Source organism: Streptomyces sp. NPDC030862, from assembly GCF_055571835.1.
In genome coordinates this window covers 470108-487559 of record NZ_JBVIEN010000005.1, presented here as the reverse complement: position 1 = coordinate 487559, position 17452 = coordinate 470108, and the positions used below count along the sequence as shown (strand labels likewise).

The window sequence follows — 17452 nt, the reverse complement described above, 5'->3', positions numbered from 1 at the left end:
GGCATGACTCGGGCGGTTCGGGCGGCGGTTTCCACGCGCCGCCCAAACCGCCCGTGCGGGTGACCCCGGCTCCCGGCCCCCGGCTCAGCGGGTGCGGGCGTCCGCGGCGCGGGCGGCGTCCGCCGCCGCCAGCAGGCCCGTGTCCGGGTGGTCGGTGAAGATGCCGTCGATCCCCGTGGCGAAGTAGGTCTCGTACGCGCCGAAGACGTCCCCGAACGCCGCCGGATCCGTGCCGCGCCGGAAGTCGGCCGGCAGGAAGGTGTTCTCGTTGCGCAGCGTGTACGGGTGGACGAGCAGCTTCGCGGCGTGCGCGTCGCGCACCAGGTTCGTCGGCTTGCCCAGCTTGCCGTCCTTGTCCTTGGGGATGACGAGGTCGAGCAGCGGACCGACGCCCTGCGCGTATGCGGCGATCCCCTTCAGGCCCTCGGGCGTGATCAGGTCGGCGACCGTGCGGGGGTCGCCCGCCTCGCGGAAGTCCCACGGGCGGTCGTCCGGGGTCCACAGCAGCACGACGCGCGGCGTGGAGACGAGCTTCGCCATGCGCTCCATGCTGGTCGGCTCGAAGGACTGGAGGAAGGTCGGCGAGTCGGCGCCGTGGCGCCCGTACCGGCGCAGCAGCCGGGCGAGCCGCTCCTCGAGGCCGAGGCCGAGCTTGCGGAAGTAGGTCGGGTGCTTGGTCTCGACGTACAGCCACACCGGGTGGCCGCGCCGGCGGCCCTCCTTCTCGGCCCAGCGCAGCACCTCCTCGAAGGTGGGGACGGTCCAGCGCCCGTCGTACAGGGTGTTCTCCTGGCGGGTGGCCGGGATGCGCTCCTTGGCGCGCAGGGTCTTCAGCTCCGCGAGGGTGAAGTCCTCGGTGAACCAGCCGGTGAGGGTGGTCCCGTCGACGGTCTTGGTCGTCTTGCGGGAGGCGAACTCGGGGTGGTCGGCGACGTCCGTGGTGCCGGTGATGTCGTTCTCGTGGCGGCAGACCAGGTGGCCGTCCTTCGTCGGGACGAGGTCCTGTTCGATGACGTGCGCCCCCATGTCGAGGGCCAGCTGGTACGAGCCGAGGGTGTGCTCCGGCCGGTAGCCGCTGGCGCCGCGGTGCGCGATGACCGTGGGGACGGGCAGCCGCCGGTGCGGGGCGGGGGGCCTGGCCTGCGCCGTACCGGCGCTCCCCGCCGAGAGGACGGCGGCCGAGCCGAGCACCGCCGCTCCGAGGACGGCTCGCCTGCGCGCACCCTGTGTCATGAAGGCTCCTTACGTACGTCAGCGTGATCGCCCTTTCGGGCGAGTGAGCGAGGCCCGATCGTAGGTACTTCGGCCTTACGTACGGGAGACCCCCGACGAACGTGTGGAAAACACAGGTCAACGTCGTGTATCGGGTACGTCAACCCGATGTGCGGTGCGGGGTGACCCGCGAGTATCGTCCTCACCCGCACATACTGGTCACATACCCGGTTGGCTTTTCGGCTACTTCGTCGGAGGACTCGTTGTCCCGCTTCGCCCTCATCAAGGCAGTGCTCGGCCCCGTCATGCGCCTGATGTTCCGCCCCCGGGTGGAGGGCGCGGAGAACATCCCCGGATCGGGACCGGTCATCCTCGCGGGCAACCACCTGACCTTCATCGACTCGATCGTCCTGCCGATCGTCTGCGACCGGCAGGTCTGCTTCATCGGCAAGGACGAGTACGTCACGGGCAAGGGGATCAAGGGCCGTCTGATGGCCTGGTTCTTCACGGGCGTCGGCATGATCCCGGTGGACCGCGACGGCGCCAACGGCGGCGTGGCCGCGCTGATGACGGGCCGCCGGATGCTGGAGGAGGGCAGGGTCTTCGGCATCTACCCGGAGGGCACCCGCTCCCCCGACGGCCGGCTCTACCGGGGCCGTACGGGCATCGCGCGGCTGACGCTGATGACGGGCGCGCCGGTGGTGCCGTTCGCGATGATCGGCACGGACAAGCTCCAGCCGGGCGGCGCGGGGCTGCCGCGCCCCGGCCGGGTGACGGTGCGCTTCGGCGAGCCGATGGAGTTCTCGCGGTACGAGGGCATGGACCGCGACCGGTACGTGCTGCGGGCGGTGACGGACTCCGTGATGACGGAGGTCATGCGGCTGTCCGGGCAGGAGTACGTGGACATGTACGCGACGAAGGCGAAGGCGGCCTGACGGGCCACCGCCGGCCGGCGGCCGGCGCGGCCGCCCGAAGCTTGTGAGGCGCCCCGGCGCCGAGCCCGCGAGGGCGGCGGACGAAGCCGCCGCGACGAAGGCGAAGGCGGCGTAGCCGACGGCCGGCGCACGCGGCTGTATACGACGGAGGGCCGCACCCCCGGTGGGGTGCGGCCCTTCGTCATGGCGTCACGGGTGCTCGACGCCCTCCGCCAGCTTCTGGCCCCGCAGCAGAAACCAGGCCGCGACCGCCGTCGCCAGCAGGACCACCGCGCCGACGCCGGCCGCGATGCGCAGGCCGTCGACGAAGGCGTCCTGCGCGACCGTGACGAGCGCGGTGGCCGTGGCGTCCGGCAGGCCGGCCGACGCCTCGACCGCGCCGCCCAGTGACTGGTGCGCCGCCGCGGCCGTCCCGGCGGGCACGCCGTCCGGTGTGGCGAAGTCGCTGTAGACGCCGGTCACGACGGAGCCGAGGAGCGCGATGCCGAGCGCCGCACCGAGTTCGTACGCCGTCTCGGACACCGCCGAGGCCGCGCCTGCCTGCTCCCGGGGGACGCTGGAGAGGATGACGTCGGCGGTGACGGTGAACGCGAAGCCCGCGCCCACGCCGACGACCAGCAGCGACGCGCCGAGCATGGGGTAGCCGGTGGACCGGTCGAGCAGCGTCAGCGCGGCGAGGGCCAGGCCCACGCCGGCGAGGCCGCCGGAGACGACGGACCGCACCGAGAAACGGCGGGCGACGGTGCCCGCGATCAGACCCGCCGTCACGGCGCCGATCGCGGCGGGCAGTTCGGCGAGGCCCGCCTCCAGCGGGTGGCGGCCCTGCACCAGTTGCAGGAACTGGGAGAGGAAGAACACCAGTCCGGACAGGCCCAGGATGGTCAGCAGGTCGGCGAGGACGGCCCCGGAGAAGCCCCGGTGGTGGAAGAGCCGCATGTCGAGCACGGGAGCCTCCAGCCGGAGCTGGCGCCGTACGAACCAGGTGAGGGCACCCACGCCGATCACGGCGGCGACGGCCATGTCGAGGCGCAGGCCGTGCGCGGCCGCCTCCTTGACGGCATAGACGACACCGATCATGCCGACGAGCGAGAGCGCGACGCTGAGCAGGTCCCAGGGACCGGGCGCCGGGTTCTTCGACTCGGGGATGAACTTGATGCCGACGACCACCAGCACCACCATGACGGGCAGGTTGATCAGGAAGACCGAGCCCCACCAGAAGTGCTCCAGCAGGAACCCGCCGACGACCGGGCCGACGGCCGCGCCGGCCGAGGCCATGGCGCCCCAGATGCCGATGGCGAGGCTGCGCTCGCGCGGGTCGTGGAAGAGGTTGCGGATCAGCGCCAGCGTGGACGGCATAAGGGTCGCGCCGGCGACACCGAGCAGGGCGCGGGCGACGATCATCAGCTCGGGGGTGGTGGCGTACGCGTTGAGCACGGACACCGCGCCGAAGGCGGCGGCACCGGTCAGCAGCAGCTTCTTGCGGCCGATGCGGTCGCCGAGGCTGCCCATCGAGACGAGGAGTCCGGCGATGACGAAGGAGTAGACGTCGCCGATCCACAGCAGCTGGGTGCCGGTGGGGCGCAGGTCCTCGCTGAGGAAGGGGGTGGCCAGGCCGAGGACGGTGGCGTCGACCGCGACGAGCAGCACGGCCAGGACGAGTACGGCGAGTGCCAGCCACCGCCCGGGGCGGCGTACAACCTCCGATCCCTTGGTGAGCTGTTCGGTACGGGTCATCTCTCCACGCTCCTGCGTGCTCCGCCGAGCAGCAACTCGGCGATCATGTACTGGAAGTCCTTGGCGGCGACCCGCCCGTCCTGCACGGCCCAGGCGCCGGTGCCGATGAGGCCGTAGAGCGCCTCGGTGAGCCAGGCGGGTGTGAGGTCGATCCGGAACTCGCCCTCCTCCTGGCCGCGCCGGAACAGCGCGGCCACGCGGGCGTCGAGGCGGGCCCAGCCCTCGTTCACCTGGTCGCCCTCGAAGAGCTGGTTCTCGGTGACGAGGAACGCGAGCAGTCCGGCGACGGGCTCCACGCCGGCGATGAGCCGGCGCAGTGCCGCATCGGCGGGGCCGTCGTCGAGCCGGGCGGCGTCGAGGGCCGCCTCGAACTCCTGGATGCCGAGCGCCTCCAGCGCCCTCACCAGCGCGTCCCGCCCGGCGAAGTGCCGGTGGAGGGTGGCCCGGCCGATGCCTGCGGCGCGGGCGACCTCGTCCATGGTGGCGGTCGCCTTGCGGGAGAGGAGGGCGGCGGCGGTGCGCAGCACCTGCTCACGATCGACTGTCATGAGACAACCATAACCCACATGAGACATCCGTGTCTCATTCGAAATTCGATCGACTCACGAGGAGGAGGGCAGGATGCTGCGGCGCATGAAGCCGCTGCTGCTGATCGACGTGGACGGTCCGCTCAATCCGTACGCCGCCCAGGCCCAGCGCAGACCGGAGGGGTACACCACCCACCGCATGCGACCCACGGGTTGGACGGAGGGGAAGCCGCTGCGAGTGTGGCTCAATCCGGAGCACGGGAAGGAGCTGCTCGCCCTCGCGGAGGACTACGAGCTCGTCTGGGCCACGACGTGGAAGGGCGAGGCGAACGACTGGATAGGGCCGCATCTGGGCCTGCCCGAGCTCCCGTACATCGACTGGCCCCGGATGCACGGAAAGGCCCCTCGCGGGACCTTCTGGAAGACGCAGTACATCCTCGCGTACGCGGCGGGGCGGCCGTTCGCGTGGGTGGACGACGACATCACGCCGTACGACCGGGAGTACGTGGAGCGGGAACACCTCGCCGCCGCCCTGCTCGTGCACGTCGATCCCCGTATCGGACTGATACGGCCGGACTTCGACGCGCTCGCGGAGTGGGCGGCGGCGAGGTGAGGTCGCGAGGACGGGTGAGGACTAGTGCTTGGCGGTGGCCCAGGCGCGCTGGATCACCAGGTCGGCCTTGACCTCGGAGAGCTGGGTGGCGACGGCCGAGGGGGCCGTGCCGCCGCGGCCGTCGCGGGAGGCGAGGGCGCCGCGGACGTTGAGGACCGTGCGGACCTCGGGGGTGAGGTGCTCGGAGATCTTGGCGAACTGCTCGTCGGTGAGCTGGTGCAGCTCGATGCCGTGCGCCTCGCACTCCTTGACGCACTCGCCCGCGACCTCGTGCGCCACGCGGAACGGCACGCCCCGCTTGACCAGCCACTCGGCGATGTCCGTCGCGAGGGAGAAGCCGGCCGGGGCCAGCTCCTCCATGCGCTCCCGGTTCACCGTGAGCGTGGCCATCATGCCGGTGAAGGCGGGGAGCAGGACCTCCAGCTGGTCGCAGGAGTCGAAGACCGGCTCCTTGTCCTCCTGGAGGTCGCGGTTGTAGGCGAGGGGCAGGGCCTTGAGGGTGGCCATGAGCCCGGTCAGGTTGCCGATCAGGCGGCCGGACTTGCCGCGCGCCAGCTCCGCGATGTCCGGGTTCTTCTTCTGCGGCATGATCGACGAGCCGGTGGAGAAGGCGTCGTGCAGGGTCACGAAGGAGAACTCCTTCGTGTTCCAGATGATGATCTCCTCGGCGATCCGGGAGAGGTTCACCCCGATCATCGCGGTGATGAAGGCGAACTCGGCGACGAAGTCGCGCGAGGCCGTGCCGTCGATGGAGTTGCCCGCGCTGCCGTTCTCGAAGCCCAGGTCCTTGGCGACCGCCTCCGGGTCGAGCCCGAGGGACGAGCCGGCGAGGGCGCCGGAGCCGTACGGGGAGACCGCCGTGCGCTTGTCCCACTGGCGCAGCCGCTCGGCGTCCCGCGACAGGGACTGCACGTGCGCGAGGACGTGGTGGGCGAAGAGCACCGGCTGGGCGTGCTGGAGGTGCGTACGGCCCGGCATGGCGACGTCCGGGTGGGCCTCCGCGAGGCCGACGAGGGCGTCCTGGAGGTCGGCGAGCAGGCCGCCGATGATCCGGGCGTGGTCGCGCAGGTACATCCGGAAGAGCGTGGCGACCTGGTCGTTGCGGGACCGGCCGGCCCGCAGCTTGCCGCCGAGGTCCGGGCCGAGCCGCTCCAGCAGGCCGCGCTCCAGCGCGGTGTGGACGTCCTCGTCGGCGATGGTGCCCACGAAGGAGCCGTTCGCGACGTCCGCCTCCAGTTGGTCGAGGCCCGCCAGCATGCGCGTCAGCTCGTCCGCCGTGAGCAGCCCCGCCTTGTGGAGCACGCGCGCGTGGGCGCGGGAGCCGGCGATGTCGTACGGCGCGAGGCGCCAGTCGAAGTGCACGGACGCCGACAGCTTGGCCAGGGCCTCGGCGGGGCCGTCGGCGAAACGGCCACCCCAGAGCCGGACGTCACCGGTGTTGCTGCTCACTTGCTCAAGCTCCTCAAGGCTGTGGGTCAAGCTGTGGAAGTACGACGCCTCCCCCTCCGGGCGCGGACGGGGAGGCGGGTGTCGAACGAGTCGGCGTCAGGCCAGGTCACGCCGGGCGGCGATCTTCGCCGACAGGGCGAAGATGTCGATGAAGCCCTGGGCCTTCGACTGGTCGAAGGTGTCGCCGGTGTCGTACGTGGCGAGGTTGAAGTCGTACAGCGCCTGCTCGGACTTCCGGCCGGTGACGACGGCGCGGCCGCCGTGCAGGGTCATCCGGATGTCGCCGGAGACGTGCTGGTTGGCCTCGTTGATGAAGCCGTCCAGGGCGCGCTTGAGCGGCGAGAACCACAGGCCGTCGTAGACGAGCTCGCCCCAGCGCTGCTCGACCTGCCGCTTGTAGCGGGCCAGCTCGCGCTCGACGGTGACGTTCTCCAGCTCCTGGTGGGCGGTGATCAGGGCGATCGCGCCGGGAGCCTCGTAGACCTCGCGGGACTTGATGCCGACGAGGCGGTCCTCGACCATGTCGATCCGGCCGATGCCCTGGGCGCCGGCGCGCTCGTTGAGCTGCTGGATGGCCTGGAGGACGCTGACGGGCTTGCCGTCGATGGCGACCGGGACGCCCTCCTTGAAGGTGATGACGACCTCGTCGGCCTCGCGCGGGGTGGCGGGGTTCGACGTGTACTCGTAGATGTCCTCGATCGGCGCGTTCCAGATGTCCTCGAGGAAGCCGGTCTCGATGGCGCGGCCGAAGACATTCTGGTCGATGGAGTACGGGGACTTCTTGGTGGTGGCGATCGGCAGCTCCGCCTTCTCGGCGAAGGCGATGGCCTTGTCCCGGGTCATCGCGTAGTCGCGGACCGGGGCGATGCACTTCAGGTCGGGGCCCAGGGCCTGGATGCCGGCCTCGAAGCGGACCTGGTCGTTGCCCTTGCCGGTGCAGCCGTGCGCGACGATGCCGGCGTTGTGCTTCTTGGCGGCGGCGACCAGGTGCTTGACGATCGCGGGCCGGGAGAGCGCCGAGACCAGCGGGTAGCGGTCCATGTACAGGGCGTTGGCCTTGATCGCCGGGAGGCAGTACTCGTCGGCGAACTCGTCCTTGGCGTCCGCGACCTCGGCCTCGACCGCACCGCAGGCGAGCGCGCGCTTGCGGATGACGTCCAGGTCCTCGCCGCCCTGGCCGACGTCCACGGCGACGGCGATGACCTCGGCACCCGTCTCCTCGGCGATCCAGCCGATGGCGACGGAGGTGTCCAGTCCGCCCGAATAGGCGAGTACGACGCGCTCGGTCACGGGTTTCTCCTTACAGTGCATGCGGTGATGGGTATAAGTATGCAGGGGTCCGTATGGTTCGTCAATCCGGGCTCACAGGCGTGACGTGGGCCACACGGGGCGCAGCTGGGGGCGGGGCCGGTGGGGCGGGGGTCGGCGGGGCGGGCGGCCGGGCCCCTGCGGGAGGACCTGGGCCGGACGGGGAAGACGTTGAAAGGCACAAGCGTCGACACGTCGAATGGTGGAACGCGGCACCATGTGCGCCGCGAGGGCCCCCAACCCGCCTGCGGTAGCGGGGAATACGGCGCCCGCGGCCGACGACTCCCCGCTCCCTCCTTTCCGTTGTGGCGTCCTTATGCACACGAGGACGGTAAGGATTAGGCTGGAACTCGCGAAAAGCACACGGCCCGCTCCACCAAAAAGGTTGAAAACCACGATGGTTGAGGCGGCAAGAGTGGGCCGGGTGAAAGGGTCCTTGAGTTTTCATGTGACTCCTGCGAGGTCCCCGGCCATAAGGCCGACGACCCCGAAACAGCATTCCAAGGCGGCGAATCCGGTGATGCGACCGCGCTTTCCGTGTGGCCGCACCGCCCCGTGCGACGAGAGGAGGTGTGACGACATGCGCGTCTACGAGCGTCCGACGTTGACGGCGGTCGGCTCTTTCCGCAAGACCGGCCTGGGTACCTCACGAGGCCCTGAGAAGGTCCTGGTCTTCCGGTTCAGCTTCTGAGGAGGAGACGCCGGGTGGCGGTGGGTGTGCGCTGATGACCCCGCCGCCCCCGGTTCCGCGTCAGGAAGGCACCTCATGGTCAGTTTTCCCGTATCCGGGGAGGGCCCCGGCCGGTTCGTCGTCCTTCCGGACTCCGCCGCGGCGGACCCGGTCGTCGCCGCGCTGCGTCGACGGGCGGTGCCGGCCGTACCCGCGCTCCAGGAGGTCGGCCACCCCAGTGGCCGCCCCTGGCTGCTCGGCCGCTGGTCCCCCGGCGCCATGGCCGTCGGTGAGGCGGGCCGGGTGAAGATCGCCGTCCTCGGTGAGCACGCGGTCACGGCCGACCGGCTCACCCGGGAGGCCGGCCGCATGCGGACCGTGGCCGACCTCGACGGGCTGGCCGGTTCCCTGGTGGGCAGCGCGTACCTGGCCGCTTCGGTCGCCGGGTCCGTACGCGTCCAGGGCGGTGTCACCGGGCTGCGACGGGTGTTCCACGCGAGGGTCGGCGATGCCGCGGTGGCCGCCGACCGGGCGGACGTGCTGGCCGACCTGCTCGGCGCCGAGGTCGACGCGGAGCGGATGGCGCTCCGCCTGCTGCAGACGATTTCGCTGCACCCGCTGTCGGGTGAACCGGTGTGGCGCGAGGTGAGCGCCCTGCCGCTCGGCCACTACCTGGCGCTCGACGGCGGTGGCGGGGGACGAGCCGTCGCCTGGTGGACGCCCCCCGAGCCGGTGGTGCCGATGGCCGAGGGGGCGCGGGCGCTGCGCGCGGCGCTCTCCGCGGCGGTCGAGGCGCGGGTGCGGGGCCGGGCGCCGGTCAGCTGCGACCTGGGCGGGCTGGACTCGACGTCGGTGTGCTCGCTCGCCGTCCGCGCCGGCGCGCAGGTGGTCGCGTACACCGCCGACGGCCGCGACCCCATGGGCGACGACGTGGCATGGGCCCGCCGTACCGTCGAAGGGCTGGGCGGCGTCGAGCACCACGTCATCGCGGGCGACCGGTTGCCGATGGTGTACGACGGCCTGGCCGACGGCGACGGAGGGGCCACCGGGGGCGTGGACGGGCTCTTCGACGAGCCGTGCCCGGCCGCCGCCTTCCTCAGCCGATGGCTGGAGATCCCGCGGCTCGCCGCGGAACGCGGCTCGCGGACGCACCTGACCGGCTTCGGCGGGGACGAACTGCTCGCCGGCTCGCCGGCGCACCTGCACGACCTGATCCGCACGCGGCCCCGGCTCGCGTGGCAGCGCGTGCGCGGTTTCGCCGCCCAGCGCCCGTGGCCGTACCGCGAGACGCTGCGGCAGCTGTGGGACAACCGCCCCTACCAGGCCTGGCTCGCGAGCGCCGCGGACCAGCTCACCGCCCCCGCCCCGCCGACGGAGCGGCCCACCCTGGACTGGGGGTCGCCGCCGGGGCTGCCGCCGTGGACGGCACCGGACGCGGTGGCGGCCGTACGGGAACGGATACGCGCCGCGGCCCGTACCGTCGAACCGCTGGCCGACAGCCGTGGACTCCACGTCGAGCTGACGGGGATGGCCGCCATCTCCCGGATGGTCCGGCAGCTGGCCCAGGTGACCGACCGCTTCGGGCTCACGCTCGCCAGCCCCTACTACGACGACCGGGTCATCGAAGCGGGCCTGGCCGTGCGGCCGGAAGACCGGATCACCCCGTGGCGGTACAAGCCGCTCATCGTCGAGGCGATGCGCGGCATCGTCCCCGGCGACAGCCTGACCCGCCACACCAAGGACGAAGGCTCCCACGAGGTCGAGGTGGGCCTGCGCGAGCACCGCGCCGACGTGCTGGCGCTGTGCGAGGACTCCCGGCTGGCCCGGCTGGGCCTGATCGACGTGGACGCGTTCCGCGAGGTGTGCTCCCGGCCGTTGCCCCCGACCCTGTCGTTCGACGCGCTGTACCAGACGGCGGCGTGCGAAATGTGGCTCCGTACGCGGGAAAGTACGCGCGAAAGGGAGAGGTCCCATGACGTTCAAGCTGCGTGACGGCGTGTTCACGGCCGAGACCGAATACGGAATCGCGCTCCTGGATGAGGACCACGACCAGTATTGGACCCTCAATCCCACCGCCGCGCTGATTCTGCGTACCCTGCTGGACGGCGGCACCCCCTCCGATGCCGTACGTTCCCTGACCCGTGAATTCGCGGTGGACGCCGACAGCGCCGACCGGGACGTGCGGGAACTGGTCGGTGAATTGTGCGCTGCCGGTCTGGCCGAGGAGAACGGCGGAGAATCCGCGCGACGCCATCGCCTGTACCGGCGGCGCACGGAGAAGAAAAGCTCATGAGTACGCCGGAAGTCGTCTTCCACCGGCCGCGCTCGGTGCCCCTCCGCCGCCGGATCGTCGTCCGGCTCGTCGTCGGCGTCGCACGGCTGCTGGCGACCCGGCGGCCCCGGCGCATCCGTACCGTGCTCGCCTGGCTCCGCCGGGGCGCCCGGCCGGCCACCGTGGAACAGACGCGGGCGGCCCGGGACACCGTCGTCGCGGTGAGCCTGGCCTGCGGAGGGCGGGAGGGCTGCCTGCCCAGGTCGCTGGCCACGACCCTGCTGTGCCGGCTCCACGGCCGGTGGCCGACCTGGTGCGTGGGCGCGCGGCGCCTGCCGCCCTTCGGCGCGCACGCCTGGGTGGAGGCGGAGGGCGTGCCCGTGGGCGAGGACTATCCGCCCGACTACTTCCGCACTCTCTTCACGGTGCCGTGAAGCGGCGGGCGACGACACCCGAGCCGCACGGCGCCGGGTTCCGGGACGTGGTGCGGCTGCTCCGGGGGCACCGGCGGTGGGTGGGGTTCGCCGTGGCGCTGACGCTCGGCGCGTCGGCGCTCGGACTGGCGCAGCCCCTGCTGGTGAAGAGGGTGATCGAGTCGACGGCGGCCGGGAGCGCCATCGGGTTCCTCGTCGCCCTGCTGGTCGGTTTCTTCGTCGCCCAGGCGCTGGTGCAGAGCCTCGCCCAGTACGTCCTGGCCCGTACCGGCGAAGGCATCGTCCTGGGTGTCCGGCTCGGGCTCATCGGGCATGTGCTGCGGCTGCCCATGGCCGTGTACGACCGGCACCGCATCGGGGACCTGATCTCGCGCACCAGCAACGACAGCACCGCCCTGCGGCTGCTCATCGCCCAGGGGTTCACCGACGCGGTGACCGGCGTCATCGGGCTGGCGGGCGTCGTCGCGCTGATGGTCTGGCTGGACTGGACGCTCTTCCTGGTCGTGGCCGCCGTGATCGCCGTCGGCGCGCTGGCCGTCGCCTCGGTGCTGCGCGGCATCCAGACGGCGTCGTTCCGCGCCCAGCAGGCGACCGGCGCCATGACGGCGGAGCTCGAGCGGGCGCTGGGCGCCCTGCGTACCGTACGGGCCAGCCGTGCCGAGGCGCGGGAGGCCGGACGCATCGGGGCGCGGGCCGCGTCGGCGTACGCGGCGGGGGTGCGGATGGGCCGGCTCGACGCGGTGGTGGCGCCGGCCGTGGGGCTCGCGCTCAACGGCTCGTTCCTGGTGGTGCTGCTCATCGGCGGCGTACGGGTCGCGGGGCGGGAGGGTTCGGTCGCGGATCTGGCCGCGTTCCTGCTCTACATGCTGTACCTGGTGGGGCCGGTGGGCGCGGTCTTCCAGGCGGTGAGCACCCTGGAACAGGGCATGGGCGCCCTGCGCCGCATCGACGAGGTCCTGCGCCTGCCCGGCGAGGAGGACACCGACACCGCCCGTACGGTGCGCAGGCCGCCGCCGGCCCCGGTCCGCGCGGGGACACCCGTCCCGCCCGTCCTCGAGTTCCGGGACGTCTGGTTCGGGTACGAACCCGGGCGCCCGGTGCTGCGCGGCATGTCGTTCCAGGTGCCGCAGCACGGCCATGTCGCGCTGATCGGCAGCTCGGGCGCCGGCAAGTCCACGGTCTTCGCGCTCGCCGAGCGCTTCTACGACCCGGACGCGGGGCGCGTGTTCTTCGACGGCCAGGACGTACGCGCCCTGAGCCGGTCCGAACACCGCTCGCGCATCGGGCTCGTCGAGCAGCACTCCCCCGTCCTGTACGGGACGCTGCGGGAGAACCTCCTGTACGCGGCGCCCGACGCGGGCCCGGACGAGCTGGCCCGGGTCGTCGAACTGGCGCACCTGACCGACCTGGTCGACCGGCTCCCGCACGGCCTGGACACCGAGGCGGGCGAGCACGGCGCGGCGCTGTCGGGCGGTGAGCGCCAGCGCATCGCCCTGGCCCGCGCCCTGCTGACGCGCCCCCGACTGCTGCTCCTCGACGAGCCGACGGCCCATCTGGACGCGGTGAGCGAGGAGGCGTTGCGCCGTTCGATCCGGCGGGTGTCCCGCGAGTGCACCCTGCTGGTCATCGCGCACCGGTACTCCACGATCCGGGCGGCGGACGTCATCGTCGTCCTGGAGGGCGGCCGGGCCGTCGCCACCGGCACGCACGACCAACTGCTGTCCGCGAGCGACCATTATCGTTTCCTGTCCCGGGCACAACGGGTGGGACGATAATGCGCTCATGGGACAACGCTACGCACGCATCGAAGGCCGGATACGCGACTTCATCGAGCAGCAGCCGGTCTTCTTCACGGCCACCGCCCCGCTGACGGGCGACGGCCACGTCAGCCTCTCCCCCAAGGGCCGCAAGGGCAGTCTCGTCGTCATCGACGAACTGACCCTCGCCTACCTGGACTTCGGCGGCAGCGGCGCCGAGACCATCGCCCACGTGCGCGAGGAGGGCAACGGCCGCATCACGCTGATGTGGTGTGCGTTCAGCGGTCCCCCGAAGGTGCTGCGGGTGCACGGCAAGGGTGAGGCGGTGTTCCGGGACGACCCGCGCTGGGCCGAGTTCATCCCGTACTTCAAGGACGTCGACGGCCCCTCGGCCCGCGCGATCATCCTCGTCCGCGCCCAGCGGATCAGCGACGCGTGCGGCTTCGCCGTGCCGTTCATGGACTACCGCGAGGAGCGCACGCAGCACGCCGAGCACTTCGGCCGCAAGACGGACGAGGAGTTCGCGGCGTACTGCGAGAAGAAGGAGCACGTCGGCGTGAGCCTGGACGGCCTGCCGGCCCTGCCCTTGCCGCTGCCGCCGCGCACGGACGCGGTCTGAGAACCGGCGTCGGCTCGTGCCGGGTGACGGCCGCGGAGCCGTCACCCGGTACGGGCCGGCGCCTATCGCTCCTTCTGCGCCAGCCGCAGCAGGTGGTCCGCCAGCGCCTGGCCGCCCGACGGGTCGCGGGAGATGAGGAGCAGGGTGTCGTCGCCCGCGATGGTGCCGAGGACCGCGTGGAGTTCGGCCTGGTCGATCGCGGAGGCGAGGAACTGGGCCGCGCCCGGTGGGGTGCGCAGGACCACCAGGTTGGCGGAGGCCTCGGCGGAGATCAGCAGTTCGCCGGAGAGGCGCCGCATGCGCTCCTCCTTGGCGGACTCGCCGAGGGGCGCCTGCGGGGTGCGGAAGCCGCCCTCGCTGGGGACCGCGTAGATCAGTTCGCCGCCCGTGTTGCGGATCTTGACCGCGCCGAGCTCGTCGAGGTCGCGGGAGAGCGTCGCCTGGGTGACGCTCAGCCCGTCGTCCGCGAGGAGCTTCGCCAGTTGGCTCTGGGAGCGCACCGGCTGCCGGTTGAGGATGTCCACGATCCGGCGGTGGCGCGCGGTGCGCGTCTGCGGAACGGACGGCCCGCCGTTCTCGTTGTCCTGGGCCTCGCTCATCGTCGTCTCATTCTCCGGATCGTCCGTCCCCGTTGCCTGCTGCGTCGAGGGCGCCGGGCAGGGCCCGGAGGAAGGCGTCCGCCACGTCGTCGCCGATGGTCAGCGGGGGCATGAGCCGTACGACATCGGGGGCGGGCGCGTTCACCAGGAGGCCGGCGTCCTGAGCCGCCTGCTGCACCTGAGGCGCGAGGGGCTCGGTGAGCACGATACCCAGCAGGAGGCCGGCGCCGCGGACGTGGGAGACCAGCGGGTGGCCCAGGGCCTCGATTCCGTCGCGCAGCTTCTCGCCGACGCGCTTGACCTGGTCGAGGGCGCCGTCGGCCGCGAGGGTGTCGAGGACGGCGAGTCCTGCGGCGCAGGCGACGGGGTTGCCGCCGAAGGTGGTGCCGTGGTGGCCGGGCTTCAGCAGGTCGGCCGCCGGGCCGAAGGCGACGGTCGCGCCGAGGGGCAGTCCGCCGCCGAGGCCCTTGGCGAGGGTGACGAGGTCGGGCTCGACGCCGTGCGCCTGGTGCTCGAACCAGTGGCCGCACCGGCCGATGCCGGTCTGCACCTCGTCGAGGACGAGGAGGGTGCCGGTCGCGCGGGTGATCTCGCGGGCCGCCTTCAGGTAGCCGGCGGGCGGGACGGCGACGCCGATCTCGCCCTGGATGGGCTCGATGATGACGAACGCCGTCTCCTCGGTGACCGCCGCGCGCAGCGCGTCGACGTCGCCGTACGGCACGTGCGTCACGTCGCCGGGCAGCGGCAGGAACGGCTGCTGCTTGCCGGGCTGGCCGGTGAGGGCGAGCGCGCCCATGGTGCGGCCGTGGAACCCGCCGGTGGTGGCGACCATGTGGGTGCGCCCGGTCAGCCGGCCGATCTTGAAGGCGGCTTCGTTGGCCTCGGCGCCCGAGTTGCAGAAGAAGACCCGGCCCGGCCGGCCGAAGAGCTGGAGCAGCCGCTCCGCGAGCGCGACGGGCGGCTCGGCGACGAAGAGGTTGGAGACGTGGCCGAGGGTGGCGATCTGCCTGGAGACGGCCTCGACGATCGCGGGGTGGGCGTGGCCGAGGGCGTTGACGGCGATGCCGCCGACGAAGTCGAGGTACTCGGTCCCGTCGGCGTCCCAGACCTTCGCGCCCTGACCGCGTACGAGGGACAGCTTCGGCGTGCCGTAGTTGTCCATCAGCGCGGCCTGCCAGCGCTGCCGCAGTGCGTCGGTGCTCATCACTCCCCCTGTCCGTCCGGCACGACCATCGTGCCGATGCCCTCGTCGGTGAAGATCTCCAGGAGGATGGAGTGCTGCACGCGGCCGTCGATGACGCGCGCGGTCGTCACGCCGTTGCGTACGGCGTGGAGGCAGCCCTCCATCTTGGGGACCATGCCGCTGGAGAGCTCGGGCAGCAGCTTCTCCAGCTCGGTGGCGGTGAGCCGGCTGATGACCTCGTCGGAGTGGGGCCAGTCCTCGTACAGGCCCTCGACATCGGTCAGGACCATCAGTGTCTCGGCGCCCAGCGCCGCAGCGAGTGCCGCAGCCGCCGTATCAGCATTGACGTTGTAGACATGTCCGTCGTCCTGGGAACGGGCGATCGACGAGACGACCGGGATGCGGCCGTCGGCGAGCAGGGCCTCGATGGCGCCGGTGTCGATGCCGGTGATCTCACCGACCCGGCCGATGTCGACGAGCTCGCCGTCGATGCGCGGCTGGTGCTTGGTGGCGGTGATGGTGTGGGCGTCCTCGCCGGTGAGGCCGACGGCGAGCGGGCCGTGCTGGTTGAGCAGCCCGACGAGCTCGCGCTGGACCTGCCCGGCCAGGACCATCCGTACGACGTCCATCGCGTCCTCGGTGGTGACCCTCAGGCCCGCCTTGAACTCGCTGACGATGCCGTGGCGGTCGAGCGCCGCGCTGATCTGCGGGCCGCCGCCGTGCACCACGACCGGCTTGAGGCCGGCGTGGTGCAGGAAGACGACGTCCTGGGCGAAGGCGGCTTTCAGGTCCTCGTCGATCATGGCGTTGCCGCCGAACTTGATGACGACGGTCTTGCCGCGGTGGCGGGTCAGCCACGGCAGCGCCTCGATGAGGATCTGGGCCTTGGGCAGGGCGGTGTGCTTGCGTGTCGTGCTCATGAGCTGTACGCGCTGTTCTCGTGGACGTAGTCGGCGGTGAGGTCGTTGGTCCAGATGACCGCCGACTCGGAGCCGGCCGCGAGGTCGGCGGTGATCGTCACTTCCCGGTAGCGCATGTCGACGAGGTCGCGGTCCTCGCCGACGGAGCCGTTCTTGCAGACCCAGACGCCGTTGATGGCGACGTTGAGCCGGTCCGGCTCGAAGGCGGCCTTGGTGGTGCCGATGGCGGACAGGACGCGGCCCCAGTTGGGGTCCTCGCCGTGGATCGCGCACTTGAGGAGGTTGTTGCGGGCGATGGAGCGGCCCACCTCGACGGCGTCCTCCTCGGAGGCGGCGTTGACCACCTCGACGCGGATCTCCTTGGACGCGCCCTCGGCGTCGCCGATCAGCTGCCGGCCGAGGTCGTCGCAGACCGTGCGGACGGCCTCGGCGAACTCCTCGTACGCGGGCGTGGTGCCGGAGGCACCGGAGGCGAGGAGCAGCACGGTGTCGTTGGTGGACATGCAGCCGTCGGAGTCGACCCGGTCGAAGGTGACGCGGGTGGCGTCGCGCAGCGCCTTGTCGAGCGTCGCGGCGTCGACGTCGGCGTCGGTGGTGAGGACGACGAGCATGGTGGCGAGGCCGGGGGCGAGCATGCCCGCGCCCTTCGCCATGCCGCCGACGGTCCAGCCGTCCTTGCCGGTGGCGACGGACGTCTTGTGGACGGTGTCGGTGGTCTTGATGGCGATGGCGGCCTTCTCGCCGCCGTGCTCGCTGAGCGCCTCGGCGGCCTTCTCCACGCCGGGGAGCAGCTTGTCCATGGGCAGGAGTACGCCGATGAGGCCGGTCGACGCGACGGCGACCTCGCCCGCGCCGATGCCGAGGACGTCGGCGGCCTTCTCGGCGGTGGCGTGGGCGTCCTGGAAGCCCTGCGGGCCGGTGCAGGCGTTGGCGCCGCCGGAGTTGAGGACGACAGCGGTCAGCTCGCCGGTCTTCAGGACCTGCTCGGACCACAGGACGGGCGCGGCCTTGACGCGGTTGGAGGTGAAGACGCCCGCGGCGGCGCGGCGGGGCCCGGTGTTGACCACGAGGGCCAGGTCCGGGTTGCCGTTCTCCTTGATCCCGGCGGCGATGCCGGCCGCCGTGAATCCCTTGGCTGCCGTGACGCTCACTGTGCTTCTCCGTTCGCTTCTCCGACCGCGCAGCGGACAGCTGCGGGCATCGTCTTCGTCTGCGGCCCG

General features: G+C 71.9%; 17 protein-coding genes. 8 read left to right on the top strand and 9 right to left on the bottom strand.

The features are described 5' to 3' along the window. Nucleotides 1-84: 84 nt before the first annotated feature. Nucleotides 85-1233 (bottom strand): glycerophosphodiester phosphodiesterase, encoded by a 1149-nt coding sequence (locus ACZ42X_RS16725; RefSeq protein WP_468289904.1) that lies wholly within the window; start codon nt 1231-1233, stop codon nt 85-87. Nucleotides 1234-1475: 242 nt separating this feature from the next. Between ACZ42X_RS16725 and ACZ42X_RS16720 the strand changes: the two genes are divergently transcribed. Further along, complete coding sequence (locus ACZ42X_RS16720; protein ID WP_468289901.1) at nt 1476-2147, top strand: lysophospholipid acyltransferase family protein; 672 nt, start codon at nt 1476-1478, stop codon at nt 2145-2147. Between the two features lie 189 nt (nt 2148-2336). Here ACZ42X_RS16720 and ACZ42X_RS16715 read toward each other — a convergent pair whose 3' ends face one another. Together ACZ42X_RS16715 and ACZ42X_RS16710 are read right to left on the bottom strand one after the other, a co-directional pair. Further along, nucleotides 2337-3881, bottom strand: coding sequence for an MFS transporter (locus ACZ42X_RS16715; RefSeq protein ID WP_468289898.1), 1545 nt, complete (start codon nt 3879-3881; stop codon nt 2337-2339). Continuing rightward, entirely contained in the window at nt 3878-4429 is a 552-nt protein-coding gene (locus ACZ42X_RS16710) for a TetR/AcrR family transcriptional regulator (protein ID WP_468289895.1), read from the bottom strand. Before ACZ42X_RS16710 ends, ACZ42X_RS16715 begins: the two co-directional genes overlap by 4 nt. Before the next feature lie 85 nt (nt 4430-4514). Here ACZ42X_RS16710 and ACZ42X_RS16705 point away from each other — a divergent pair, with 85 nt between their 5' ends. Beyond that, a complete protein-coding gene (locus ACZ42X_RS16705) occupies nt 4515-5021 on the top strand; it encodes an HAD domain-containing protein (protein ID WP_468290166.1) in 507 nt (168 codons plus the stop codon). A gap of 21 nt (nt 5022-5042) precedes the next feature. Here ACZ42X_RS16705 and argH read toward each other — a convergent pair whose 3' ends face one another. Further along, nucleotides 5043-6470, bottom strand: coding sequence for an argininosuccinate lyase (gene argH, locus ACZ42X_RS16700; protein ID WP_468289892.1), 1428 nt, complete (start codon nt 6468-6470; stop codon nt 5043-5045). Between the two features lie 96 nt (nt 6471-6566). Beyond that, nucleotides 6567-7760 (bottom strand): argininosuccinate synthase, encoded by a 1194-nt coding sequence (locus ACZ42X_RS16695; protein WP_361422391.1) that lies wholly within the window; start codon nt 7758-7760, stop codon nt 6567-6569. 217 nt (nt 7761-7977) lie between these two features. On the opposite strand from ACZ42X_RS16695, the gene ACZ42X_RS16690 reads away from it, so the two are divergent. From ACZ42X_RS16690 to ACZ42X_RS16665, 6 genes are all read left to right on the top strand, one after another. Beyond that, the gene (locus ACZ42X_RS16690; RefSeq protein WP_468289890.1) at nt 7978-8469 is read left to right on the top strand and encodes a keywimysin-related RiPP; all 492 of its coding nucleotides are present in this window, start codon (nt 7978-7980) and stop codon (nt 8467-8469) included. A 75-nt stretch (nt 8470-8544) separates the two neighbouring features. Continuing rightward, a complete protein-coding gene (locus tag ACZ42X_RS16685; RefSeq protein ID WP_468289887.1) occupies nt 8545-10440 on the top strand; it encodes a lasso peptide isopeptide bond-forming cyclase in 1896 nt (631 codons plus the stop codon). Next, nucleotides 10421-10741, top strand: coding sequence for a lasso peptide biosynthesis PqqD family chaperone (locus ACZ42X_RS16680; RefSeq protein WP_468289884.1), 321 nt, complete (start codon nt 10421-10423; stop codon nt 10739-10741). Before ACZ42X_RS16685 ends, ACZ42X_RS16680 begins: the two co-directional genes overlap by 20 nt. Then, a complete protein-coding gene (locus ACZ42X_RS16675) occupies nt 10738-11154 on the top strand; it encodes a lasso peptide biosynthesis B2 protein (RefSeq protein WP_468289882.1) in 417 nt (138 codons plus the stop codon). Before ACZ42X_RS16680 ends, ACZ42X_RS16675 begins: the two co-directional genes overlap by 4 nt. Next, complete coding sequence (locus ACZ42X_RS16670; protein ID WP_468289879.1) at nt 11151-12929, top strand: ABC transporter ATP-binding protein; 1779 nt, start codon at nt 11151-11153, stop codon at nt 12927-12929. The genes ACZ42X_RS16675 and ACZ42X_RS16670 overlap by 4 nt, the downstream gene beginning before the upstream one ends. A gap of 7 nt (nt 12930-12936) precedes the next feature. After that, nucleotides 12937-13530 carry a pyridoxamine 5'-phosphate oxidase family protein gene (locus tag ACZ42X_RS16665; RefSeq protein WP_468289877.1) on the top strand — a complete coding sequence of 198 codons (594 nt, stop codon included), beginning with the start codon at nt 12937-12939 and terminating at the stop codon, nt 13528-13530. A gap of 62 nt (nt 13531-13592) precedes the next feature. Here ACZ42X_RS16665 and ACZ42X_RS16660 read toward each other — a convergent pair whose 3' ends face one another. From ACZ42X_RS16660 to argJ, 4 genes are read right to left on the bottom strand one after another with little or no spacing between them, the layout of a single operon-like run. Next, nucleotides 13593-14129: an arginine repressor gene (locus tag ACZ42X_RS16660; RefSeq protein ID WP_361422385.1), complete on the bottom strand. Its 537-nt coding sequence runs from the start codon at nt 14127-14129 to the stop codon at nt 13593-13595. 7 nt (nt 14130-14136) lie between these two features. Further along, nucleotides 14137-15333: an acetylornithine transaminase gene (locus ACZ42X_RS16655; RefSeq protein ID WP_468289874.1), complete on the bottom strand. Its 1197-nt coding sequence runs from the start codon at nt 15331-15333 to the stop codon at nt 14137-14139. Beyond that, nucleotides 15333-16232, bottom strand: a complete 900-nt coding sequence (gene argB / locus ACZ42X_RS16650; RefSeq protein WP_468289871.1) for an acetylglutamate kinase — start codon at nt 16230-16232, stop codon at nt 15333-15335. Before argB ends, ACZ42X_RS16655 begins: the two co-directional genes overlap by 1 nt. Further along, nucleotides 16229-17383 (bottom strand): bifunctional glutamate N-acetyltransferase/amino-acid acetyltransferase ArgJ, encoded by a 1155-nt coding sequence (gene argJ, locus ACZ42X_RS16645; RefSeq protein ID WP_468289868.1) that lies wholly within the window; start codon nt 17381-17383, stop codon nt 16229-16231. The genes argB and argJ overlap by 4 nt, the downstream gene beginning before the upstream one ends. Between the last annotated feature and the right edge of the window lie 69 nt (nt 17384-17452).